15 protein-coding genes are annotated in these 20,871 nt (G+C 72.1%); 7 read left to right on the plus strand and 8 right to left on the minus strand.

Annotated elements, in window-relative coordinates; translation table 11 throughout:
- Nucleotides 1-11 precede the first annotated feature (11 nt).
- The 3 genes from ACWCSV_RS31590 to ACWCSV_RS31600 form a co-directional block, all read right to left on the minus strand.
- Complete coding sequence (locus tag ACWCSV_RS31590; RefSeq protein WP_451148139.1) at nt 12-1,034, minus strand: DNA-3-methyladenine glycosylase family protein; 1,023 nt, start codon at nt 1,032-1,034, stop codon at nt 12-14.
- Nucleotides 1,035-1,204: 170 nt separating this feature from the next.
- On the minus strand, nt 1,205-2,296 hold the full coding sequence (locus ACWCSV_RS31595; protein WP_451148141.1) for a sugar phosphate nucleotidyltransferase: 1,092 nt from the start codon (nt 2,294-2,296) through the stop codon (nt 1,205-1,207).
- 81 nt (nt 2,297-2,377) lie between these two features.
- Nucleotides 2,378-3,829 carry an N-acetylmuramoyl-L-alanine amidase gene (locus tag ACWCSV_RS31600; RefSeq protein WP_451148143.1) on the minus strand — a complete coding sequence of 484 codons (1,452 nt, stop codon included), beginning with the start codon at nt 3,827-3,829 and terminating at the stop codon, nt 2,378-2,380.
- 139 nt (nt 3,830-3,968) lie between these two features.
- Between ACWCSV_RS31600 and ACWCSV_RS31605 the strand changes: the two genes are divergently transcribed.
- From ACWCSV_RS31605 to ACWCSV_RS31620, 4 genes are all read left to right on the plus strand, one after another.
- Entirely contained in the window at nt 3,969-4,721 is a 753-nt protein-coding gene (locus ACWCSV_RS31605) for a TIGR03089 family protein (RefSeq protein ID WP_451148145.1), read from the plus strand.
- Nucleotides 4,722-4,912: 191 nt separating this feature from the next.
- Nucleotides 4,913-6,223 carry an LCP family protein gene (locus tag ACWCSV_RS31610; protein WP_451148147.1) on the plus strand — a complete coding sequence of 437 codons (1,311 nt, stop codon included), beginning with the start codon at nt 4,913-4,915 and terminating at the stop codon, nt 6,221-6,223.
- A gap of 224 nt (nt 6,224-6,447) precedes the next feature.
- Nucleotides 6,448-8,238 carry an LCP family glycopolymer transferase gene (locus tag ACWCSV_RS31615; RefSeq protein ID WP_451148149.1) on the plus strand — a complete coding sequence of 597 codons (1,791 nt, stop codon included), beginning with the start codon at nt 6,448-6,450 and terminating at the stop codon, nt 8,236-8,238.
- 49 nt (nt 8,239-8,287) lie between these two features.
- The gene (locus tag ACWCSV_RS31620) at nt 8,288-10,000 is read left to right on the plus strand and encodes an LCP family protein (protein ID WP_451148151.1); all 1,713 of its coding nucleotides are present in this window, start codon (nt 8,288-8,290) and stop codon (nt 9,998-10,000) included.
- Nucleotides 10,001-10,079: 79 nt separating this feature from the next.
- Here the strand turns inward: ACWCSV_RS31620 and ACWCSV_RS31625 are convergent, their stop codons facing one another.
- Nucleotides 10,080-11,102, minus strand: a complete 1,023-nt coding sequence (locus ACWCSV_RS31625) for a glycosyltransferase family 2 protein (RefSeq protein ID WP_450779020.1) — start codon at nt 11,100-11,102, stop codon at nt 10,080-10,082.
- A gap of 199 nt (nt 11,103-11,301) precedes the next feature.
- On the opposite strand from ACWCSV_RS31625, the gene ACWCSV_RS31630 reads away from it, so the two are divergent.
- Nucleotides 11,302-12,801, plus strand: coding sequence for an LCP family protein (locus tag ACWCSV_RS31630; RefSeq protein WP_451148153.1), 1,500 nt, complete (start codon nt 11,302-11,304; stop codon nt 12,799-12,801).
- Nucleotides 12,802-12,834: 33 nt separating this feature from the next.
- On the opposite strand, the gene ACWCSV_RS31635 is transcribed toward ACWCSV_RS31630, so the two are convergent.
- Nucleotides 12,835-13,458 (minus strand): acyl-CoA thioesterase, encoded by a 624-nt coding sequence (locus ACWCSV_RS31635; protein ID WP_451148155.1) that lies wholly within the window; start codon nt 13,456-13,458, stop codon nt 12,835-12,837.
- Nucleotides 13,459-13,575: 117 nt separating this feature from the next.
- Between ACWCSV_RS31635 and ACWCSV_RS31640 the strand changes: the two genes are divergently transcribed.
- Nucleotides 13,576-14,949, plus strand: a complete 1,374-nt coding sequence (locus ACWCSV_RS31640; RefSeq protein ID WP_451148157.1) for an LCP family protein — start codon at nt 13,576-13,578, stop codon at nt 14,947-14,949.
- Nucleotides 14,950-15,076: 127 nt separating this feature from the next.
- Here ACWCSV_RS31640 and ACWCSV_RS31645 read toward each other — a convergent pair whose 3' ends face one another.
- Together ACWCSV_RS31645 and ACWCSV_RS31650 are read right to left on the minus strand one after the other, a co-directional pair.
- Complete coding sequence (locus ACWCSV_RS31645) at nt 15,077-16,456, minus strand: SGNH/GDSL hydrolase family protein (RefSeq protein WP_451148159.1); 1,380 nt, start codon at nt 16,454-16,456, stop codon at nt 15,077-15,079.
- A 317-nt stretch (nt 16,457-16,773) separates the two neighbouring features.
- A complete protein-coding gene (locus tag ACWCSV_RS31650) occupies nt 16,774-17,931 on the minus strand; it encodes an acyl-CoA dehydrogenase family protein (RefSeq protein WP_451148171.1) in 1,158 nt (385 codons plus the stop codon).
- Nucleotides 17,932-18,181: 250 nt separating this feature from the next.
- Between ACWCSV_RS31650 and ACWCSV_RS31655 the strand changes: the two genes are divergently transcribed.
- A complete protein-coding gene (locus ACWCSV_RS31655; protein WP_451148161.1) occupies nt 18,182-19,525 on the plus strand; it encodes a UDP-glucose dehydrogenase family protein in 1,344 nt (447 codons plus the stop codon).
- Between the two features lie 100 nt (nt 19,526-19,625).
- Here ACWCSV_RS31655 and ACWCSV_RS31660 read toward each other — a convergent pair whose 3' ends face one another.
- Nucleotides 19,626-20,858, minus strand: a complete 1,233-nt coding sequence (locus ACWCSV_RS31660; RefSeq protein ID WP_451148163.1) for a dipeptidase — start codon at nt 20,856-20,858, stop codon at nt 19,626-19,628.
- Between the last annotated feature and the right edge of the window lie 13 nt (nt 20,859-20,871).

Consider the following 20,871-nt stretch of genomic DNA (forward strand, 5'->3'; position numbering starts at 1 on the left):
CGCCGGGGCTCTCAGAGCGACGCGATGTCGCCCGGGGTCATCCGGGGGCCGCGGCGCGGCCGGGACACCCCGGAAAGAAGGATCAGGCGGGTCGCGCGGTGGCGCTGGCCCGCGTAGGGGGCGAGCAGTTCCAGCATCCGGGCGTCGTCGGCGTGCCGGTCGTCCGCGAGGGCGTGGCCGACGATGCCCGGCAGGTGGTAGTCGCCGGTGGTGACCGCGTCCGGGGCGCCGTTGGAGCGCTGGAGGGTCTCGGCGGAGGTCCACGGGCCGATGCCCGGAATCAGTTCCAGCCGGGCCTTCGCCTCGGGCAGCTCCATGGCGGCCGCCTCCTCCAGGCGGCGGGCCACCCGTACCGCGCGCAGCACGGTCGCCGAGCGCTTGGCGTCGACGCCGGCCCGGTGCCACTCCCAGGACGGGACCAGCGCCCAGGTGCGCGCGTCGGGCATGACGTGCAGCCCGAGCCCGGCGGTGGGGCCGGGGGCCGGGGTGCCGTGGCGGCGTACCAGGAGCCGCCAGGCGCGGTAGGCCTCGGTGGTGGTGACCTTCTGTTCGAGGATCGACGGGATCAGGGACTCCATCACCAGTCCCGTGCGCAGCAGGCGCAGCCCGGGGCGGCTGTGCCGCGCGAGGGCGAGCAGCCGGTGGCGCGGCTCGAAGGCGTCCGGGTCGTCGGTGGCGCCGAGCAGTTCGGGCAGCTGGTCGAGGAGCCAGTCGGCGCCCGGTCCCCAGGCGGTCGCCCCGACCCGGCCGCCGGGCACCGCGCGGACGCGGAGGGTGCCGGGACCCGCCGGGGTGCGGGTGGCCCGCCAGACGCTGCCGTCGTCGGTCGTACGGAAGGTGGGGTCGCCGGCCCCGCGTCTCAGCGGCCCGAGGACCAGGCGGAGGTCGAGCGGGCCCGGCGGGGCCCACTCCCGCGTCAGCGGGGCCTGTGCCGGGACGGGCCCGGAGGCGGCGGGTACGCCCCCGTGCGCGGCGGCCGGTGTCTGCCGGGGCAGGCCGGTGCGCGCGGTGCGGGGGGCGAAGCGTCCTGCCACGGGTCGGTGTCCTCGGGTGGTTCGGCGGTGCGGGGGCGTGCCCCTCCGAGGGTACGGCTCCGGGGCCCGGGGCCGACGGGAGCGCCGGAGCCCGGAGACGTACCTCACCGGCCCCTGCGTCACCGGCCCGCGTGCGTCACCGGCCCGCCTGCGTCACCGGCCCGCGTGCGTCACTGGTCCGAGGAGAAGCGGACCGACCCGTCCGGGAGGACCGCGTCGCACCAGACGCGGACCCCGTCGCGGAGTTCGTTGTCGGCGCCGACCCGGGCGCCGTCGCCGATGACGGCGCCGGCCAGCACCGTACGGCTGCCGACCCGGGCGCCGGCTCCGACGAGGGAGTCGGTGACGACGGCCCCCGCTTCGACCACGGCGTCTGCGAGCACCGCCGAGCCGGTGATCCGGGCGCCCTCGCCGATCACCGCGCGTTCGCCGACGACCGTGCCGCCGCTGAGTTTGGCGTCCGGGGCGACCTGCGCGCCCGGCAGCACCAGGCGTTCGCCGCAGCGTCCGGGGACGGCCGGGGAGGGGGCGCGGCCGAGGACGAGGTCGGCGGAGCCGCGTACGAACGCCTGCGGGGTGCCGAGGTCGAGCCAGTAGGTGGAGTCGACCATGCCCTGGAGGTGGGCGCCCGAGGCGAGCAGGCCGGGGAAGGTCTCGCGTTCGACGGAGACCGGCCGGTCGGCGGGGATGGTGTCGATGACCGAGCGGCGGAAGATGTAGGCCCCCGCGTTGATCTGGTCGGTGACGATCTCCTCGGGCGTCTGCGGCTTCTCCAGGAAGGCGGTGACCCTGCCCGAGGCGTCGGTGGGGACGAGGCCGAACGCGCGCGGGTCCTCGACCCGGGTGAGGTGCAGCGAGACGTCCGCGCCGGAGTCGGTGTGCGTGGTCACCAGGGCCCGGATGTCCAGGCCGGTGAGGATGTCGCCGTTGAAGATGAGCACCGGCTCGTCGGGGCCCGAGGTGAGCTTGTGGGCCACGTTGCGTATCGCGCCGCCGGTGCCCAGCGGTTCGCGCTCGGTGACGTACTCGATGTGCAGGCCGAGGTCCGAACCGTCACCGAAGTGCGGCTCGAACACCTCGGCCAGATAGGACGTCGCCAGCACGATGTGCTCGACGCCGGCCGCCCGCGCGCGGGCCAGCTGGTGGGTGAGGAAGGGGACACCCGCCGCCGGCACCATCGGCTTCGGGGTGCGGACCGTGAGGGGACGGAGCCGGGTGCCCTTCCCACCGACCAGGAGGATCGCTTCTCTTGCCTCTGTCACGGCGTCTGTTCTCTGCTTCCTGCCGGGGGCCGGGCCTCGTTCGGCTGGCCAGTGTATGCAGACCCGCCGGCCCGCCCCCGGTCAGCGCCCCTGGAGGCGGGCCGACGTGGTGCGGGTCGTGCCGAGCTTCTTGTAGAGACGTGCTCCGGGGCATTCGGTTGCGAATCCGTCGCGGTGCCCCGAAATGGCGTTCATTTTGACCGAACTGCCCTTCTTGTACCTGTTGCCGCCACCGGAGACGAGGGTGACGGTGCCCTTCGGGTTGATGCCGAAGAGCCCCAGCTTCCAGGCGGTGAGCTTGGCGACGGCATTCACCGCCGCGGTGGGCGGGTTGGTGCTGGCGAAACTGCCGAGGACCGCGATGCCCATCGTGTTGGTGTTGAAGCCGAGCGTGTGCGCGCCGAGGACCGCCCTGGTGACACCGCCGGCCCGGCCCTCGTAGATGTTCCCGCACTTGTCGACGGCGAAGTTGTAGCCGATGTCCCGCCAGCCGTTGCTCTTGACGTGGTAGCGGTAGATGCCGCGCAGGATGGAGGCCGACTGGGAGCAGGTGTAGTTGTTCCCGGTGGCGCTGTGGTGGACGAAGGCCGCCTTCACCGTCGTGGTGTACGCGAACTGCCGCTCGCGCAGGCTCTCGTCCGCGCCCCAGCCCTTGCGGGTGATGATGCCCGGGCGGGGGCCGATGTACGGCTTCGCCGCGGCGACCGCCGACCCGGCCCGGGGCGGACCCGCCGCCCGGCCGGTCCCGCCGCCCTGGTCGCTCCGGCCGCCGTCCTCGTCGCTCTGATCCTCGGGTGCCGCCGGAAGCCCCAGCCCGCGGGCCTGTGCGTCGGCGATCGTCTGGGCCCGGCTGAGCGCGGGCAGCACGGCGACGTCGGCGGTGTCCGTGTCGGGCGGGACCGCCTCCGCACCCGTCTTGTCGGCCTCGGCCGTCGTCGTCTGCGCGCCCGGAACCGTGCTCGCGGGGGCGGGGGCCGGGTCCGCGCCGGGGTCGACGAGTTCGAGGCGCAGCCCCTTCGGGAGGGCCGCCGGCTCCGCGGCGCGGCCGAACAGGTCGGTGACGGCGGGCCGGACCCGTACCTCCACCGCGTCCGAGGCACCGACCCAGAGCGGGGCGGTGGCGCCGCGCACGGAGGCCGCGTCGGCCTCGGGGGTGCCTGGTTCCGCCGCGTGCTCGTCGTTGTGCGTCTCGACGGACTGCCAGCCGGACCAGCGGGCGGTGGAGGTGGCGCGGGTCCGGACCTCGACCGTGCCGGGCAGCTCGGCCGCCGCGTCGTCCCAGACGACGCCGAGGAGGGAGAAGGGCTTGACCTCCTTGGGAGTGAGGCCCTGCGGCACGACGGCGGGCGCCTCCCCCGCGGCCCGGTTCTCGGTGAGCGGCACCAGCGGCAGGGACTGCGTCGAGCCGGGAGGGTCGGCGGTCGGGGCCGCCGAGGCCGGCGCCACGGGCAGCGCGGGGGTGGACGCGGCGAGCGAGAGGGTGAGTGCGGCCGCACAGGTGACGCCGATCGTTGCGGCGTGGAGAGTACGCATGTCATTGATCCTCAAATAGGCTGATACGCCCGGCCACTCGGCAGACCCCCCGATCGCCCTGACGGCCCGTCTGCCGAACGGTGGCCTCGCCTACCCGTTCCCCGGCCGCCCGGCGCCGCCGCCGCGTACGCTTGCGCGGATGAACGCCAGCGACCGCACCCCCGCCGACCTGCTGCGATCCGCGCTCCTCGCGGACCCGGCCCGCCCCCTGGTCACCTTCTACGACGACGCCACCGGCGAGCGCGTCGAACTTTCGGTCGCCACCTTCGCCAATTGGGTGGCCAAGACCGCCAATCTGCTCCAGGGCGACCTGGCCGCCGAACCGGGCGACCGGCTCGCCCTGCTGCTCCCCGCGCACTGGCAGTCGGCCGTCTGGCTGCTCGCCTGCGCCTCGGTCGGCGTGGTCGCCGAGGTGGGCGGCGACCCGGCGGCGGCCGACCTCGTGGTGACCGGCCCGGACACCGTGGAGCGGGCCCGCGCCTGCCGGGGCGAGCGCATCGCCCTGGCGCTGCGCCCGCTGGGCGGACGCTTCCCCGTCGCGCCCGAGGGCTTCGCCGACTACGCGGTCGAGGTGCCGGGCCAGGGCGACCGGTTCGCCCCCTTCCAGCCGGTGGACCCGGACGCCCCCGCGCTCGTCGTGGACGGCACGGAGCTGACGGGCGCGCAGCTGGTCGCCCGCGCCCGCGAGGAGGCCGCCGGGCTGGGGCTCGCGCCCGGTTCGCGGCTGCTGTCGGGGCGTTCCTACGACAGCTGGGAGGGGCTCGCCGCCGGGCTCTGGGCGCCGCTGGCGTCGGGTGGTTCGGTGGTGCTCTGCCGTCATCCCGGACAGCTGGACGAGGACGGGCTGGCGAAGCGGATGGAGAGCGAGCGGGTCACCCACCGCGCGGTCTGACCGGCCGGGCGGTCTTACCCCACCGCGCGGTCCGGCCGGCCGGGCCCGGGGTCCGCGCGGTCCGGCGGGCCGTCCGTGCGGGCCGGTATGAAAAGCGCTGCGAGGGTCACTCGTCCGGCCCCTCGCGGGCCCGGTCCCCCGGGGCTGGGCGGTGACTCGGGTACATCATCGGCGGTACCGACCACCCGAGGATGGACGCAGACGTGACCGACAGCGCTGGCACGCCGGCCGACCCCGACCCCGATTCCGGCTCCGGCGGCTCCGGCAACCCCGACGGCCCCGACGGCGGCGGCCCGGACGACGGCTCGCGTGACGGCCTCGGGACGTGGACCTGGGCGGCCCGCCCCGAGGCCGTGCGTCCACAGGGCCACAAACGGCACTGGGTGCGCTGGACCGCATTGGGTGCCTCGCTCGTTCTCCTGGTCGCGGCGGGCGTCGGCTGGTGGCTGTACCGGAAGCTGGACGACAACATCCGTACGGACACCGGCGCCGAGGCCGAGCTGCGGGCGTACGAGCGGGAGCGTCCCACCGCCCTGGTGACGGACGCCCAGAACATCCTGCTCATCGGCTCGGACAGCCGGGCCGGGGACAACCGGAAGTACGGCCGGGACAACGGCGGGGCGCAGCGCTCGGACACGGTGATCCTGCTGCATCTCGCGGCGGACCGGGAGAGCGCCACCGCGGTGTCCGTGCCCCGGGACCTGATGGTGGAGATCCCCAGCTGCCACGGCTCCGGCGGCAGGGCGACCGGCGCGCAGACCGCCCAGTTCAACTGGGCGTTCGAGATCGGCGGTACGGCCTGCACGGTGCGGACCGTGGAGCTGATGACGAAGATCCGCGTCGACCACCACATGGTGGTCGACTTCAGCGGGTTCAAGGACATGGTCGACGCGGTGGACGGCGTCCAGGTGTGCCTCCGGGAGCCCATCGACGACCCGGCGGCGCATCTGAAGCTCCCCGCCGGACGGCACACGCTCGGCGGCGAGCAGGCGCTCGGCTACGTACGCGCGCGCAAGTCGCTCGGCAACGGGAGCGACACCGAGCGGATGGACCGGCAGCAGCAATTCCTCGCCGCCCTGGTGAACAAGGTGCAGAGCAATGGCGTCCTGCTCAACCCGGCCCGGCTCTACCCCGTTCTCGACGCGGCCACGAAGTCGCTGACGACGGACGCCGGACTGGACTCGTTGCGCGATCTCTACGGACTGGTCCGCGGAATGCGGAACGTGCCCACGGACAAAGTGCAGTTCCTGACCGTCCCGCGCCGGCCCTACCGGGAGAACGCGAATCGGGACGAATTGGTGCAACCGGATGCAGACCGGCTTTTCAAGCAGCTGCGCGAGGACGCTCCGGTCACGGTCGTACCGGCCAAGAATTCGGGTAACGGCCCGACCTCGGCAGAAAGGGCGGAAGCGGCGCCCGGCACCGCGTCCGGTGCGGCCAAGGTGACACCGAACCCCACCTACTCGGGCACGAATGCTGCGGATGACCTGTGTAAGCGGTAAAGCAATTCCCAAGCGGAACCGCACAATCGGCGCGGAATGAGCGGAATGCCCGGTTGTAGGGGCCGTGGAATGTGTCACGCTCGTCGCTGCACTCCGGAACGGGCGGATAGTGTGACGCGATCCGGTGCGTCCGGCCTTCCGGCCGCGCACTTCTGGAACGCAGATTCGGAGCGCCTTTTCGGGGAAGGCGCCTCGCGTGGCACCGACGGAGGACCCAGGCAACCGTGGATGCGCAAAGCCGTGGACGGGCGGACGATATCGACCCCGCGGACCAGTGGGTCCTGAACCCGCAGACCGGTAATTACGAACTGCGACTGAACCACTCCGAAGAGCATTCTCCGCGAGTGGACGAAGCACCCCGCATTCCGCGCGGCCGAAACGAATCGGATGCCGGAGAAACCCGTCCGGGCGGCCGTCGCCGGGCCCCCTCCCCCGAACCGGGTGAGGACGGTCCACCGCGTGGGGACGACCGGGTTCCCGGCCAGCGCAGCCGCCGGGCGGGCGGGCCCAAGCGCGCGGCGGAGGCCGAGGCCCCGGCGGGGCGCCGCACCCGCAGGGCGAAGAAGAGCGGCAAGAAGAAGTGGCTGGTGTGGACCGGCGGCGTGACGGCGTTCCTCGTCGTCGCCGGCTCGGGCGGCGCGTACGCCCTGTACCGGCACTTCAACGGCAACATAGGCACCGTCGACGTGGGCTCCGCCGGCAACAAGAACGTCACCAGCTCCGGCCCGATGAACATCCTGATCATCGGCACCGACAAGCGCACCGGCAAGGGCAACGAGGGCTACGGCGACGCCGGGAGCGCCGGCCACGCCGACACGAACATCCTCTTCCACGTCTCGGCGGACCGGACCAACGCGACCGCGCTCAGCATCCCGCGCGACCTGGTCATGGACATCCCCGACTGCGAGACGAAGCAGGAGGACGGCACCACCGAGGTCATCCCCGGGACGCCGAACGACCGCTTCAACATCAGCCTCGGCCAGGAGGGCCGCGACCCCGGCTGCACCATGCGCACGGTGAAGGAGCTCACCGGCCTGTCGGTCGACCACTTCATGATGGTGGACTTCAACGCGGTCAAGGAGCTCTCCACGGCGGTCGGCGGCGTCACCGTCTGCATGGCCAAACCGATCGACGACCCCAAGTCCCACCTCAAGCTGCCGAAGGGCGAGTCGAAGGTGGAGGGCGAGCAGGCCCTGGCCCTGCTGCGGACCCGGCACAGCTTCGGCAACGAGAGCGACCTGGACCGGATCAAGGTCCAGCAGCAGTTCCTCGGCTCGATGATCCGTCAGATGAAGTCCGACGACACCCTGACGAGCCCCACGAAGCTCTTCAAGCTCGCCAACGCGGCGACCAAGGCGCTGACGGTCGACTCGGGCATCGGTTCGGTGGCGAAGCTGACCACCCTCGCCAAGGAGCTCTCCAAGGTCCCGGCGAAGAACATCACCTTCACCACGGTGCCGGTCATAGACAACCCGGCCGAGCCGACGCCGGTCACGGTCGTCGTGCATCCGACCAAGGCCGAGCAGCTCTTCGAGACGATGCGCCAGGACGTCTCCCTCACCGATGTGGCGGCGCAGCAGAAGGCCGCCGCCGCGAAGGCGAAGAGCGCGCAGGCCGCCCTGCTGGACGGGACCCGGGCGAAGGCGGCCGACGTACGGGTGGACGTGTACAACGGCGGGAAGATCTCCGGTGCCGCCGGCGCCACCGTCAGCTGGCTCCAGCTCGAAAAGGGCGTACTGAAGTCCACCAACAAGGCCAACGCGCCGGAGAAGATCGCGAAGACGACGCTCGAGTACGCGCCCAACCAGGCCGACCAGGCCCGGGCGCTCGCCGACATGATGGGGCTGCCCGCCTCGGCGCTGAAGCAGGGCACCACGGACGCCGAGGGGCTGGAAGCGATGACGCTGACGCTCGGTGCCGACTTCAAGGGGGCCGGGGTCGCCATCGACGCACCCGCCACGGCGCCCACCGACATCCAGAGGGCTAGCGCCGACAAGGCGGTGTGCAGCGAGTGAAACCCGTTCGCCGCGCCACCGCGAGAGTCTGAGCAGCAGGGGGGTCCCGTTGGGACGGAACAGTACGCCCGGGGAGGGGACGCGGCCACGCGTCCAGCAGGCCGATCAACTCGGCTGGGACGACAGTCTCTACGCCGACGGGGAAGCGGCGGGGGGCGGTACGGGGGAAGGCGGGGAACCCGGACCCGGTACGGGCGGAGGCGACGTCCCGGGCCCGCGGAAGGGCCACAAGGCCGGCCGCGGCGCCGACGGCCCGTCCCGGCAGGCGCCGAAGAAGGGCAGGCGCCGCGTCCTGCGGTGGAGCGCCTCGGTGCTCTCCCTGCTGATACTCGCCACCGGTGCGGCCGGTTACGCGTACTACGAGCACCTGAACCACAACATAAAGAAGGAGGATCTGACCCTCGGCGACAAGAAGATGACCGAGCACAAGGCCAACGCGGCCGGTCAGACTCCGCTGAACATCCTGATCATCGGCTCCGACGCCCGCGACAGCGCGGCCAACCAGAAGCTGGGCGGCGCGAAGGAGACCTTCAACTCCACGCCCCTCGCCGACGTGCAGATGCTGCTGCACGTCTCGGCGGACCGCAGCAACATCTCGGTGGTCAGCATGCCGCGCGACACCATGCTGAAGATGCCCAAGTGCACGGACCCGAAGACCGGCAAGGTCTACGAGGCGTCCACGTCCCTGGTCATGACCAACACGAGCCTGGGGCGCGGCGGTCCGGGCTGCACGGTCGCCGCCTGGTACGAGCTGACCGGCATCACCATCGACCACTTCATGATGATCGACTTCGCCGGTGTGGTGTCGATGGCCGACGCCGTCGGCGGTGTGCCCGTCTGCGTCGACGCCAACGTCTACTCGCACAACAGCGACGGTTCGGGCTCCGGCCTCAAGCTGACGGAGGGCACCACCTCCATCAAGGGCAAGCAGGCACTCCAGTGGCTGCGCACCCGCTACGGCTTCGAGGACAACACCGACCTGGGCCGGGAAGAGGCGCAGCACCAGTACCTGAACTCGATGGTCCGCGAGCTCCGCAAGGGCACCAAGCTGACCGACCCCGGGAAGCTGATGGACCTCGCCGAGGCCGCGAGCAACGCGCTCACCGTCGACAAGGCCCTCGACCCCAAGGGGCTGTACGACCTGGCCGGGGAGCTCAAGAAGGTCCCGTCCAAGCGGATCACGATGACCACCATGCCGAACGTCTACGGCACGGGGGCGCTCGACGGCCGGGTCCTTCCGAAGCCGGGTGACGCCGAACAGTTGTTCCGGATGGTGCGGGACGACGTCGCGCTCGACGGCAAGGCGTCCAAGCCCACGGCGACGGCCTCGCCCACGCCCGCGGACCCGTCGGCGCCGGTCGACGAGATCGCCGTGGTGGTACGCAACGCGACCGCCACCGACTCCCAGAGCCCGGCTCGCGGGCGCGCCGGTGACGTACGGGACCAGCTCAAGGACGCCGGCTTCGTCCGGGCCACCCTCGACTCCTCGGACATCACCGGATCCGCGCGGACCAGCGTCCTCTACCCGAGCGCGGACCTGGAGGGCGACGCCCAGGCGGTCGCCAAGGCCCTCGGCATCCCGGTGTCGCTGGTGAAGAAGTCCACCGACGTCTCCGGGATCTCGCTGGCGGTCGGCGCCGACTGGCGTGACGGGGGCAGCTACCCCGCCGCGGCGAACGACAAGACCCCCGATTCGGCGAAGGCCCTCAACGGGGACGACGAGGAGGCCTGCATGCACGTGAACCCGAACTACACCTGGTAGACGCCGGGGTACGCACATGAGTGAGGGGCTCCACCGTCACGGTGGAGCCCCTCACTCGTGCGGGCGACCCGGGCGGGCGTCAGGCGGTCTGCTCGCTCAGCGAGGGGCGTCGGCCGGCGATGACGCGCCGGGCCAGCGAGCGCGGGCTGGTGAGGAAGCCGTACCCCCAGGACATGTGCATGGTGGCGAGGGCGACCGGGATCTGCGCGCGGGCCTTCAGCGACAGCCCCTTGCCGGCGGGCAGCGATCCGGCGGTGATGGCGGCGGCGTACGCGGCGGGGACCAGGAAGGCCCAGGGGGTGACCGCGGCGCCGACGACGATGCCCGCCGCGATGGCGCAGACGGCCGTCGGCGGGGCGAGGTAGCGCAGGTTGATCGAGCCGGCGTGGTAGCGGGCGACGACGTGCCGCCAGCGGCCGTAGTCCTTGTACTGCTTGGCGAGCGCCCGCACCGAGGGGCGGGGGCGGTACTGGACCTTCAGCTCGGGCGAGAACCAGATCAGGCCGCCGGCCTCGCGGATGCGGAAGTTCAGCTCCCAGTCCTGGGCCCGGATGAACTCGACGTTGTATCCCTCGGCCCTCTCCAGCGCCTCGCGGCGGAAGACGCCGAGGTACACGGTCTCGGCGGGGCCCGCCTGGCCGCCGGTGTGGAACGCGGCGTTGCCGACGCCGATCTTCGAGGTCATCGCCGCGGCGACGGCGTCCTCCCAGGCGTTCTCGCCCTCGGCGTGCATGATGCCGCCGACGTTCTGCGCGCCGGTCTCCTCCAGGAGGCGGACGGCGGTGGCGATGTAGTCGGGGGAGAGCATGCCGTGCCCGTCGACCCGCACCACGATCGGGTGGCGGGACGCCGCGATGGCGGCGTTGAGGGCGGCGGGGGTGCGGCCCGTGGGGTTGGGGACGGTGTGGACGCGGGAATCCTCGCGCACCAGTTCGGCGGCGATCTCGTCGGTGCGGTCCTTGGACGGGCCGAGCGCGATCACCACCTCCATCTCACCGGCGTACTCCTGTTCCAGGATGTGCCGGACCGAGTTCCTCAGGTGCCGCTCCTCGTCGAGCACCGGCATGATCACTGAGACGGCGGGGTACTGCGCGGCAGACATGTGGTCCTCGGGGGGTCCTCGGGGGCGCCGGGCTCCGGGTCGCACCACGGGAGACGGCGGTTGATCGACAGGTGGTGCGCGCGGCCACGTTACCGCTTACGGGGGACAACGGCGCGTCCCGCCGGGTCGCAGCCCGGAGAGGAGATCGTATGGACTTACCGTACGGACGGTCTGCCCACGCCCAGGAGGTTTCCCCCTCGTGACCACGCCGCCCCGGCCGCCCCGTCCACCGCACCCCCGGCGCACCCCGCCGCGGCGCGGTCCGGCGCCGTCCGGGAGGCCGCTGAGATCGCGGCGGCAGGACGAGCGGCCCCGCTGGGGGATGCGGCTGGCGACGGGGCTGTCGGTACTGGTACTCGGCGCCGGCGGCATCGGCCACGCGCTGGTCACCGGGCTGGAGACCGGCATCGACCGGGTGGACCCCTTCCGGGACATGAAGAACCGGCCGTCCGGGAGCCGCGGGACGAACCTGCTGCTCGTCGGCACCGACGGCCGCGACAGCATCACCGCGGCGGAGAAGAGGAAGTACCGGCTCGGCGGCGCCCCCTGCCACTGCACCGACACCCTCATGCTGGTGCACCTCTCCCGGGACCGGCGGCGGGCGAGCGTGGTGAGCCTGCCGCGCGACAGCTACGCCATGATCCCCGCGCACACGGACAGGACGACCGGCAAGCAGCACGCCGCGCACCCCGTGAAGCTGAACGCGGCCTACGCCGAGGGCGGCCCGAACCTGACCGTGCGCACCGTGGAGCAGCTGACGGGGGTCAAGATCGACCACTACCTGGAGGCGGACTTCACCAGCTTCATGAAGACGGTGGACGCGCTGGGCGGCGTGGAGATCTGCACGGTGCGGCCGCTGAAGGACGCGTACACCGGCCTGGACCTCCCGGCGGGCACCCACGAACTCGACGGCGGCCAGGCCCTCCAGTACGTCCGCTCCCGGCACATCGACGGGGCGGCCGACCTGGGGCGGATGGAGCGGCAGCAGAAGTTCGTCGCGGCGGTGATCGAGCGGGCGACCAGCAAGGGGGTGCTGCTGAACCCCGTGAAGTTCCAGCAGGTCGTCTCGGCGATGCTGGGGTCGGTACGGGCGGACGAGGGGTTCGGCACCGAGCAGATGCTGGAGCTGGGCTCGGCGATGCGCGGGTTCACCGCCGCCTCGTCGGAGTTCGCCTCCGTCCCGGTGGGCGACCCGAGCTTCCCGGTCAAGGGGATCGGGTCGACCGTGAAGTGGGACACCGCGCGGGCGGACGCGCTGTTCCGGACCCTTCGCGAGGACAAGCCGCTCACCGCGGCGAAGCCGTCCGCCGCTCCGGCGGAGTCGAAGGCGACGGTGGTGGACGTGGCGCCCCAGCAGATCCGGGTCCAGGTCTACAACGGCACGCCGCGGGCCGGTCTCGGCAAGGAGCTGGACGCCGCCCTGCGCGCCACCGGCTTCAACACCACCATGGCGCCCCTCAACGGCACGGTCCGCGACCTCGCGCGCACCCTGATCACCTACGACCCGCGCTGGGACCGCTCGGCGAAGTCGCTGGCCACGGCGTTGCCCGGCAGCGAGCTGCGGGCGGCGCCCGGCCAGGGCGCCACGCTGCGGGTGACGGTCGGCGCGGACTGGACGGCGGTGGTGCCGGTGCGGGCGGAGACCGTACCCAGGGGCACGTTCCACGCCGTCACCGGCGACGAGGTCGTCTGCCCCTGAGCCGCGCCGCGGAGGGCTCTTCCGCGGCCGGGGTCAGCTCTCGTCGATGCCGTCCGCGGCGCGCTGCTCGCGCAGCTCCTTGATCGCGCGGCGCCGGGCGAGACGGTGCGTGCGGCGGATCTGGGCCTCCTGGTGGCGCCGCTTGTCGCGCTCGGTGCTGGGGATCACCGGCGGTACGGGCCGGGGGCGGCCGTCCGCGTCGACGGCGGCGAAGACGAGGTAGGCGCTGCCGACCTGCTGGGCGGGGGTCGACTCGTTCCACCGCTCGGCCATCACCCGTACCCCGACCTCCATCGAGGAGCGGCCGGTCCAGTTCACCTGGGCGCGTACGTGCACGAGGTCGCCGACCCGGACCGGCTCCAGGAAGACCATCTCGTCCATCGAGGCCGTCACGGCGGGCCCGCCCGAGTGGCGGCCGGCCACGGCCCCGGCCGCGTCGTCCACCAGCTTCATGATCACGCCGCCGTGCACCGTGCCCAGGAGGTTGGTGTCGCTGCCGGTCATGATGTGGCTGAGGGTGGTGCGGGACGCCTCGGTGGGCTTGCCGGGGAGGTCACCGGCGCCGTCGCGGCCGTCACCGCCGTCCGTGCGGGTCCGGGAACGGCTTCCGTCCTCGGGGCTGCTTTCGCCCTGGGAGCGATTGGCCAGTTTTGTCATACCGTCCACTGTATGCGGCCGATGCGTGACCGAATTTGCATCAGCTTCGCAACAGCCATGAACCGTTTCTTCTCACACCCTGTGATCCACGTGCCCGGGGACGGCAGACTGGTCCGCATGAGTGACAGGCCCGGATGGACCGACGACAGCGACCGCTACGGCCGGGGCAGCGCCTCCCCCGAGCCCGAGGGTGCGCGCTCCATGCCCCGTGTCCAGCGACGCACCCCGCCCCGCGCCCCTCAGGTGCCGCCGCAGGGTCCGGGGTACCAGGGGCAGGGGCGTCAGGGGTACGGCGCCCCGGAGGCTCCCCGGAGCGACCCGTACGGCCAGGGCGACCCGTACGGCCAGGGCGGTCAGGCCGCCGGGCCCGGGTACGACAGCGGCTACAACACCGGCCAGGTCTACGGATCGCCCCAGGGCGCCGGGCACGGCCAGGGCCACGGGCCGGGGCAGGGGCCGGGCGGCGGCCGCGGCGGTGACGGCGGTTACGTCCAGGGCCGGCCCGCGCCGGACTGGCGGCGCCGGATCAAGCTCGGCGCGCTGGCGCTGGTGGTCGTCGTGCTGGCGGTCTCCGTCTCGACGTACTTCTGGGCGGATTCCAAGCTGAAGCGCGAGGTCGACCTCTCCAAGGTCATCGACCGCCCGGACACGGGCGACGGCACGAACTACCTGATCGTCGGCTCCGACAGCCGTCAGGGCATGTCGGCGGAGGACAAGAAGAAGCTGCACACCGGCTCCGCCGAGGGCAAGCGCACCGACTCGATGATGATCCTGCACAACGGGTCGAACGGGCCGACGCTGGTCTCGCTGCCCCGCGACTCGAACGTGGAGATCCCCTCGTTCGTGGGCTCCGAGTCGGGCAAGAGGTACGAGGGCACCGGCCGGACGGTGAAGCTGAACGCCGCCTACGCGGAGGACGGCCCGGAGCTGCTGGTACGGACCGTCGAGTACAACACCGGGCTGCACATCGACCACTACGTCGAGATCGGCTTCGGCGGCTTCGCCAGCATCGTGGACGCGATCGGCGGGGTCGAGCTCGACATCCCGAAGGCCTTCAAGGACAAGAACTCCGGCGCCGACTTCCAGGCGGGCAAGCAGACGCTGAACGGCGAGCAGTCCCTGGCCTTCGTCCGTACCCGCTACGCCTTCGCGGGCAGCGACCTGGACCGTACGAAGAACCAGCAGAAGTTCCTCGCGGCCCTCGCGAGCCAGACGGCGACCCCGTCGACGCTGATCAACCCGTTCAAGCTGTACCCGGTGCTGGGTGCGGGTCTCGACACACTTGTCGTGGACAAGGACATGTCGCTCTGGTCGCTGGCCCGGATGTTCTTCGCCATGAAGGGCGTGACCGGGGGCGACGGTACGTCGATGAACATCCCGCTCTCCGGGCGGAGCACCAGCGGGGGCAACCTCATCTGGGACAAGGCGAAGGTCAAGCAGCTCGTGGAGGAGCTGAAGAACGACGAGAAGGTCACGGTGCAGGGCAACTGACCGGTGGCCATGCGGAGCCGGGACCCGGCCGGGGTCCCGGCTCCGGTGCGTTCGCCGGGCCCGCTCGTGACGGCCGGAGCGCGTCGGTCGGAGCGGGCCGGTCGAGGCGGACTCAGCCGGGGCGGGGTCAGTCGAAGCCGAAGCCCCTGGGCAGCGGCTCCTGGTGGAAGAGCCCGGCCGGGACGGCGGCGGCGAGCGCCCCGTAGCCCGCCGGGTTCAGGTGCAGGTGGTCGGGGTCGCCGTACGCGGACAGGATCTGGCGCGGGTTCTTCGGGTCGCGGACAGCGCGGTCGAAATCGACCACGCTGTCGAACCGGCCACTGGTGCGGATCCAGGCGTTGACCTTCTGCCGGGCCCGCTCGCGGAACCCGTTCGGGTCGTCGTAGTCGGCGTTGCCGCCGAAGGGCGTCAGGGTCGCCCCGTAGACCCGGATGCCCTGGGTGTGGGCCCGGACGATGATCTGGTCGTAGGCGGCGATGAGGTCGTCCGCCGTCTTCCGCTGGGCGGCCTCGGTGGCTTCGGCCGTACCGATGTCGTTGACGCCCTCGAAGACGAGGGCCCACTCGACGCCGCTCTGCGCCAGCACGTCGCGGTCCACCCGGGAGAGGGCGTTGGGGCCGAGGCCGTCGTTGAGCACGCGGTTGCCGCCGGCCGCCTGGTTGAGGATCGCGGTACCCGCCGTGTCCGGGCGTGAGCGCAGCCGGTCGAGCAGCTGGTCCGGCCAGCGGTTGTTGGCGTCGGTGGTGGAGCCCCGGCCGTCGGTGAGCGAGTCGCCCACGATGACGGCGGCGGCGGTGGTCTCCGGGGACCAGACCTCGACGCCGCTGAGGAAGTACCAGTGGGCGGCCGAGGCGGCACCGGCCAGGTCCTCGTCCCGCACATGGTCGCCCGCCAGCATGTACGAGGTGGTCCGCGAGCCGGGGTGCGAGGTGATGCTGTTCGACGCCTGCCCGTCCGCCAGGTACACGGTCACCGTGAGGTTCGTCCCGGGCGCCACGTCGAAGTCCAGCGGATCGGAGACGGCCTGCGAGCCCACCGGGACGACCGCCGAGGCGCTGCCGCCGAACGTCACCTTCCGGGAGGTCGCGGGCCGGATCGCGCTCGCTCCGGCCCGGCCCCCGGCGGGCAGAGCCACGGACACCGAGGTGAGCGGCAGCGCGGCGCCGCCGAACGCGTTGGAGAACCGCAGCCGCACCTGCTTCCCGCCGACCGACACGTGGACGGTCTGCCGCAGGGTGGCGTCGTCGAGGACCTTGCCGTCCTGGTTGAACGGGGCGGGCGGCATGTTGTTCGGCTCGGTCAGCTGCGGCATGGACGTCCAGGTGTTCACCCAGTGCGTCCCCGCCTGCCGCGCGTGCGCGGTGGCGCTCCGCCCGCTCCCGCCGTTCGCGGCCGGGCGACTCCCCGCGTCCGCGGCCCCGGCGGCTCCCACGGCGACACCGGTGGCCACGGTGGCCGCGAGCGCCACCGTCACGGCCAGACCGGCCTTCGAAACTTTTCGAGCCATGGACTGCTTCCCCTCGGACGAAGTGATCCCCTTGCACGCTTCGGCGGTGACGGTAAACGGGGCGTTTCCTGGGTGTCAATGACTCTTGCACGATCCGATACAACGCACCAACAGGCCGAAAGTTTCGACGAGTTGGGCATATGAGGACGGGTCACGTCAGAAGCGGACGGCAGCGGATCCCCGGAGGGGAAGGGCCGGGAGCGGGGAGGAAGCCCTGACACCCCGGCGCGTCCCGGCGCGCCCCGGCGCCTCCCGGCGGACATGTGTACGGCCCCGACGCGGGGGGCGCGTCGGGGCCGTACGGGTACTCCTGGCGGTCAAGGCAGGTTGCGCGCCATCACGATGCGCTGGACCTGGTTCGTACCCTCGTAGATCTGGGTGATCTTGGCATCGCGCATCATGCGCTCGACCGGGTAGTCCCGGGTGTAGCCGTAGCCGCCGAGGAGCTGGACGGCGTCGGTGGTGACCTCCATGGCGACGTCGGAGGCGAAGCACTTGGCGGCGGCGCCGAAGAAGGTGAGGTCGCTGTCGACGCGCTGGGACTTGGCGGCGGCGCTGTAGGTGAGCTGGCGGGCGGCCTCCAGCTTCATCGCCATGTCGGCGAGCATGAACTGGACGCCCTGGAAGTCGGCGATGGGCTTGCCGAACTGCTTGCGCTCCTGGACGTACCCCTTGGCGTAGTCCAGGGCGCCCTGGGCGATGCCGAGCGCCTGGGCCGCGATGGTGATGCGGGTGTGGTCCAGGGTCTTCATCGCGGTGGCGAAGCCGGTGCCCTCCTCGCCGATCATGCGGTCGGCGGGGATGCGGACGTTGTCGAAGTAGATCTCGCGGGTCGGGGAGCCCTTGATGCCGAGCTTCTTCTCCGGGGCGCCGAAGGAGACGCCCTCGTCGGACTTCTCCACGACGAACGCGGAGATGCCCTTGGAGCGCTTCGCCGGGTCGGTGACGGCCATCACCGTGTAGTACTCGGAGACGCCCGCGTTGGTGATCCAGCGCTTCACGCCGTTGAGGATCCAGAAGTCGCCGTCGCGCACGGCCTTGGTCTTCATGCCGGCCGCGTCGGAGCCCGCGTCAGGCTCGGAGAGGGCGTACGAGAACATCGCGTCGCCCTTGGCGAGCGGGCCCAGGTACTTCTTCTTCAGCGCCTCGGAGCCGGAGAGGATCACCGGCAGGGAGCCGAGCTTGTTGACGGCGGGGATCAGGGAGGAGGACGCGCAGGCGCGGGCCACCTCCTCGATCACGATGACGGTGGCGAGCGCGTCGGCACCGGCGCCGCCGTACTCCTCCGGTACGTGGACCGCGTGCAGGTCGGCGGCGACCAGGGCGTCCAGCGCCTCCTGCGGGAAGCGGCCCTCCTCGTCCACCGCCGCCGCGAACGGGGCGATCTTCGCCTCGGCGAGCGACCGGATCGTCTCGCGGAGCATGTCGTGCTCCTCGGCCGGACGGTAAAGGTCGAAATCGGTCGAACCCGCCAAGACGCTCACTCCCCAAGGATGCTAACTACCGTTCAGTAACCCAATTTTAGTCCGGTCCCCGCGCGAAGGCCTACGCGTCGGAGGCGTGAGCTTGACGACAGCGAGTGGCGGCCCGGTCGCGACCGGGCCCGGACGACGGAGAGGGCGACGGAGAAGCGGCACATACCGCGCACAAGGGGCGAAAATACCGGGCGGGCCGCCCCGACTATGCTCGGCGAGGCACGTCCGTCCGTTTCATCCAGGAGCACCCATGGCCCTCAGGATCACTGTGATCGGCACCGGCTACCTCGGCGCCACCCATGCCGCGGCCATGGCGGAGCTGGGCTTCGAAGTGCTCGGGCTCGACGTGGTGCCCGAGAAGATCGAGCTGCTCCAGGCGGGCCGGGTCCCGATGTACGAGCCCGGTCTCGAGGAGATCCTCCAGAAGCACGTGGCGGGGATCGAGGGCTCCACCGGGCGGCTGCGGTTCACCACCTCCTGGGAGGAGGTGGGTGCCTTCGGCGACGTGCACTTCGTCTGCGTGAACACCCCGCAGAAGCACGGCGAGTACGCCTGCGACATGAGCTACGTGGACAGCGCCTTCGCCTCGCTGGCCCCGCACCTGACCCGCCCGGCGCTGGTGGTCGGCAAGTCCACCGTCCCGGTCGGTTCGGCGGGCCGGCTGGCGAAGCTGCTGGCAGAGCTCGCACCGGCGGGCGCGGACGCGGAGCTGGCCTGGAACCCGGAGTTCCTGCGCGAGGGCTTCGCCGTGAAGGACACCCTGCACCCGGACCGGATCGTCGTCGGCGTGGAGAGCGAGCGGGCCGAGAAGCTGCTCCGCGAGGTGTACGCCGGTCCGGTCGCGGAGGGCTCCCCCTTCGTCGTCACCGACTTCCCCACCGCCGAACTGGTGAAGACCTCCGCGAACTCCTTCCTCGCCACGAAGATCTCGTTCATCAACGCGATGGCCGAGGTCTGCGAGGCGGCCGACGGCGACGTGGTGAAGCTGGCGGAGGCGATCGGGTACGACGAGCGGATCGGCTCGAAGTTCCTGCGGGCCGGCATCGGCTTCGGCGGCGGGTGCCTGCCCAAGGACATCCGGGCGTTCATGGCGCGCGCCGGTGAGCTGGGGGCCGACCAGGCGCTGACCTTCCTGCGCGAGGTGGACTCGATCAACATGCGCCGCCGGGGCCACATGGTGGAGCTGGCCCGGGAGGCGGTCGGCGGCAGCTCGTTCCTGGGCACCCGGGTGGCGGTGCTGGGCGCGACCTTCAAGCCCGACTCGGACGACGTACGCGACTCCCCCGCGCTCAACGTGGCCGGGCAGATCCACCTCCAGGGCGGGCAGGTCACCGTGTTCGACCCGAAGGGCATGGAGAATGCCCGCCGCCTCTTCCCGACCCTCGGGTACGCGGACACCGCGCTGGACGCCGTGCGCGGCGCGGACGTGGTGCTGCACCTGACGGAGTGGCGGGAGTTCCGCGAGCTGGACCCGGTGGCACTGGGCGAGGTCGCCGCGCACCGCATACTGCTGGACGGCCGCAACGCCCTGGACAGCGCGGTCTGGCGGGCGGCCGGATGGACGTACCGGGCGATGGGCCGCCCCACCGCCTGATCAACCCCACCCCGGACCCCGGGGCCGTACGTACGGCGAGAGGCCGCACCCGGGGGATCCGGGGCGGCCTCTCGGCGCAGGCGGGGGCGGTGCGGGCCCGTCAGGCCCGGGCCTTGCCGTCCAGCTCCTCGATGGTGGCGTGGGACGGGCTCCGGCGGAACTGGAGGTCGCGGGCGACCGCCTCCGCGTCGCGCAGCACACGGACCGCGTTGCGCCAGGTGAGCTTGGCGAGGTCGGCCTCGGACCAGTTGCGGCGCAGCAGCTCCGCGACGAGGTTCGGGTAGCCGGAGACGTCCTCCAGCCCCTCGGGGAGGAACGCCGTGCCGTCGTAGTCGCCGCCGATGCCGACGTGGTCGACGCCGGCGACCTCGCGCATGTGGTCGAGGTGGTCCGCGACGGTGGCGACGGTGGCGACCGGGCGCGGGTTGGCCTCCTCGAAGTCCTCGTGGATGCGCATGGCCTGCGGGGACGTGTCGAGGTGGTGCAGCCCGTGCTCGCGCATGTTCCGGTCGGCGGCGAGCGTCCACTCGACGGCGGCCGGCAGGACGAACTTGGGTACGAAGGTGGCCATCGCGACCCCGCCGTTGTCGCGCAGCGAGAGCAGCACGTCGTCGGGGACGTTGCGCGGGTGGTCGCAGACGGCGCGGGCCGAGGAGTGCGAGAAGACGACGGGCGCCTCGCTGGTGGCGATGGCGTCGCGCATGGTGCCGGGCGACACGTGCGAGAGGTCCACGAGCATGCCGCAACGGTTCATCTCGCGGACGACCTCGCGGCCGAACTCGGAGAGTCCGCCGAGGCGGGCGACGTCGGTCGCGGAGTCCGCCCAGTCGAGGTTGTCGTTGTGCGTCAGCGTCATGTACCGGACGCCGAGGGTGTGCAGGGCGCGGAGGGTGGCCAGCGAGTTGTTGATGGAGTGGCCGCCCTCGGCCCCCATCAGGGAGGCGATACGGCCCTCGGTGCGGGCCGCCTCCATGTCGTCGGCGGTCAGCGCCCGGCGCAGGTGCGCGGGGTAGCGCGTCTGCATCTCGCCGACGATGTCGATCTGTTCGAGGGTGGCGCTGACGGCTTCGTCGCCGGTGAGGTCGGAGCGCACGTACACCGACCAGAACTGCGCGCCGACGCCACCGGCGCGGAGCCGGGGCAGGTCGGTGTGGAGGAGGCCGGTCTGGTCCTGGGCGATGTCGCGGGCGTTCAGGTCGTAGCCGGTCTGTTCGCGCAGGGCCCACGGGAGGTCGTTGTGGCCGTCGACGACGGGGTGGACGGCGAGCAGATCCCGGGCCCGTCGCAGGTGGTCCGCGTGGTTCGTCTGGTTCGTGTGGTTCGCGTGGTCCATGGGGCTGCCCTGC

It is taken from the genome of Streptomyces sp. NPDC001770, assembly GCF_053596135.1.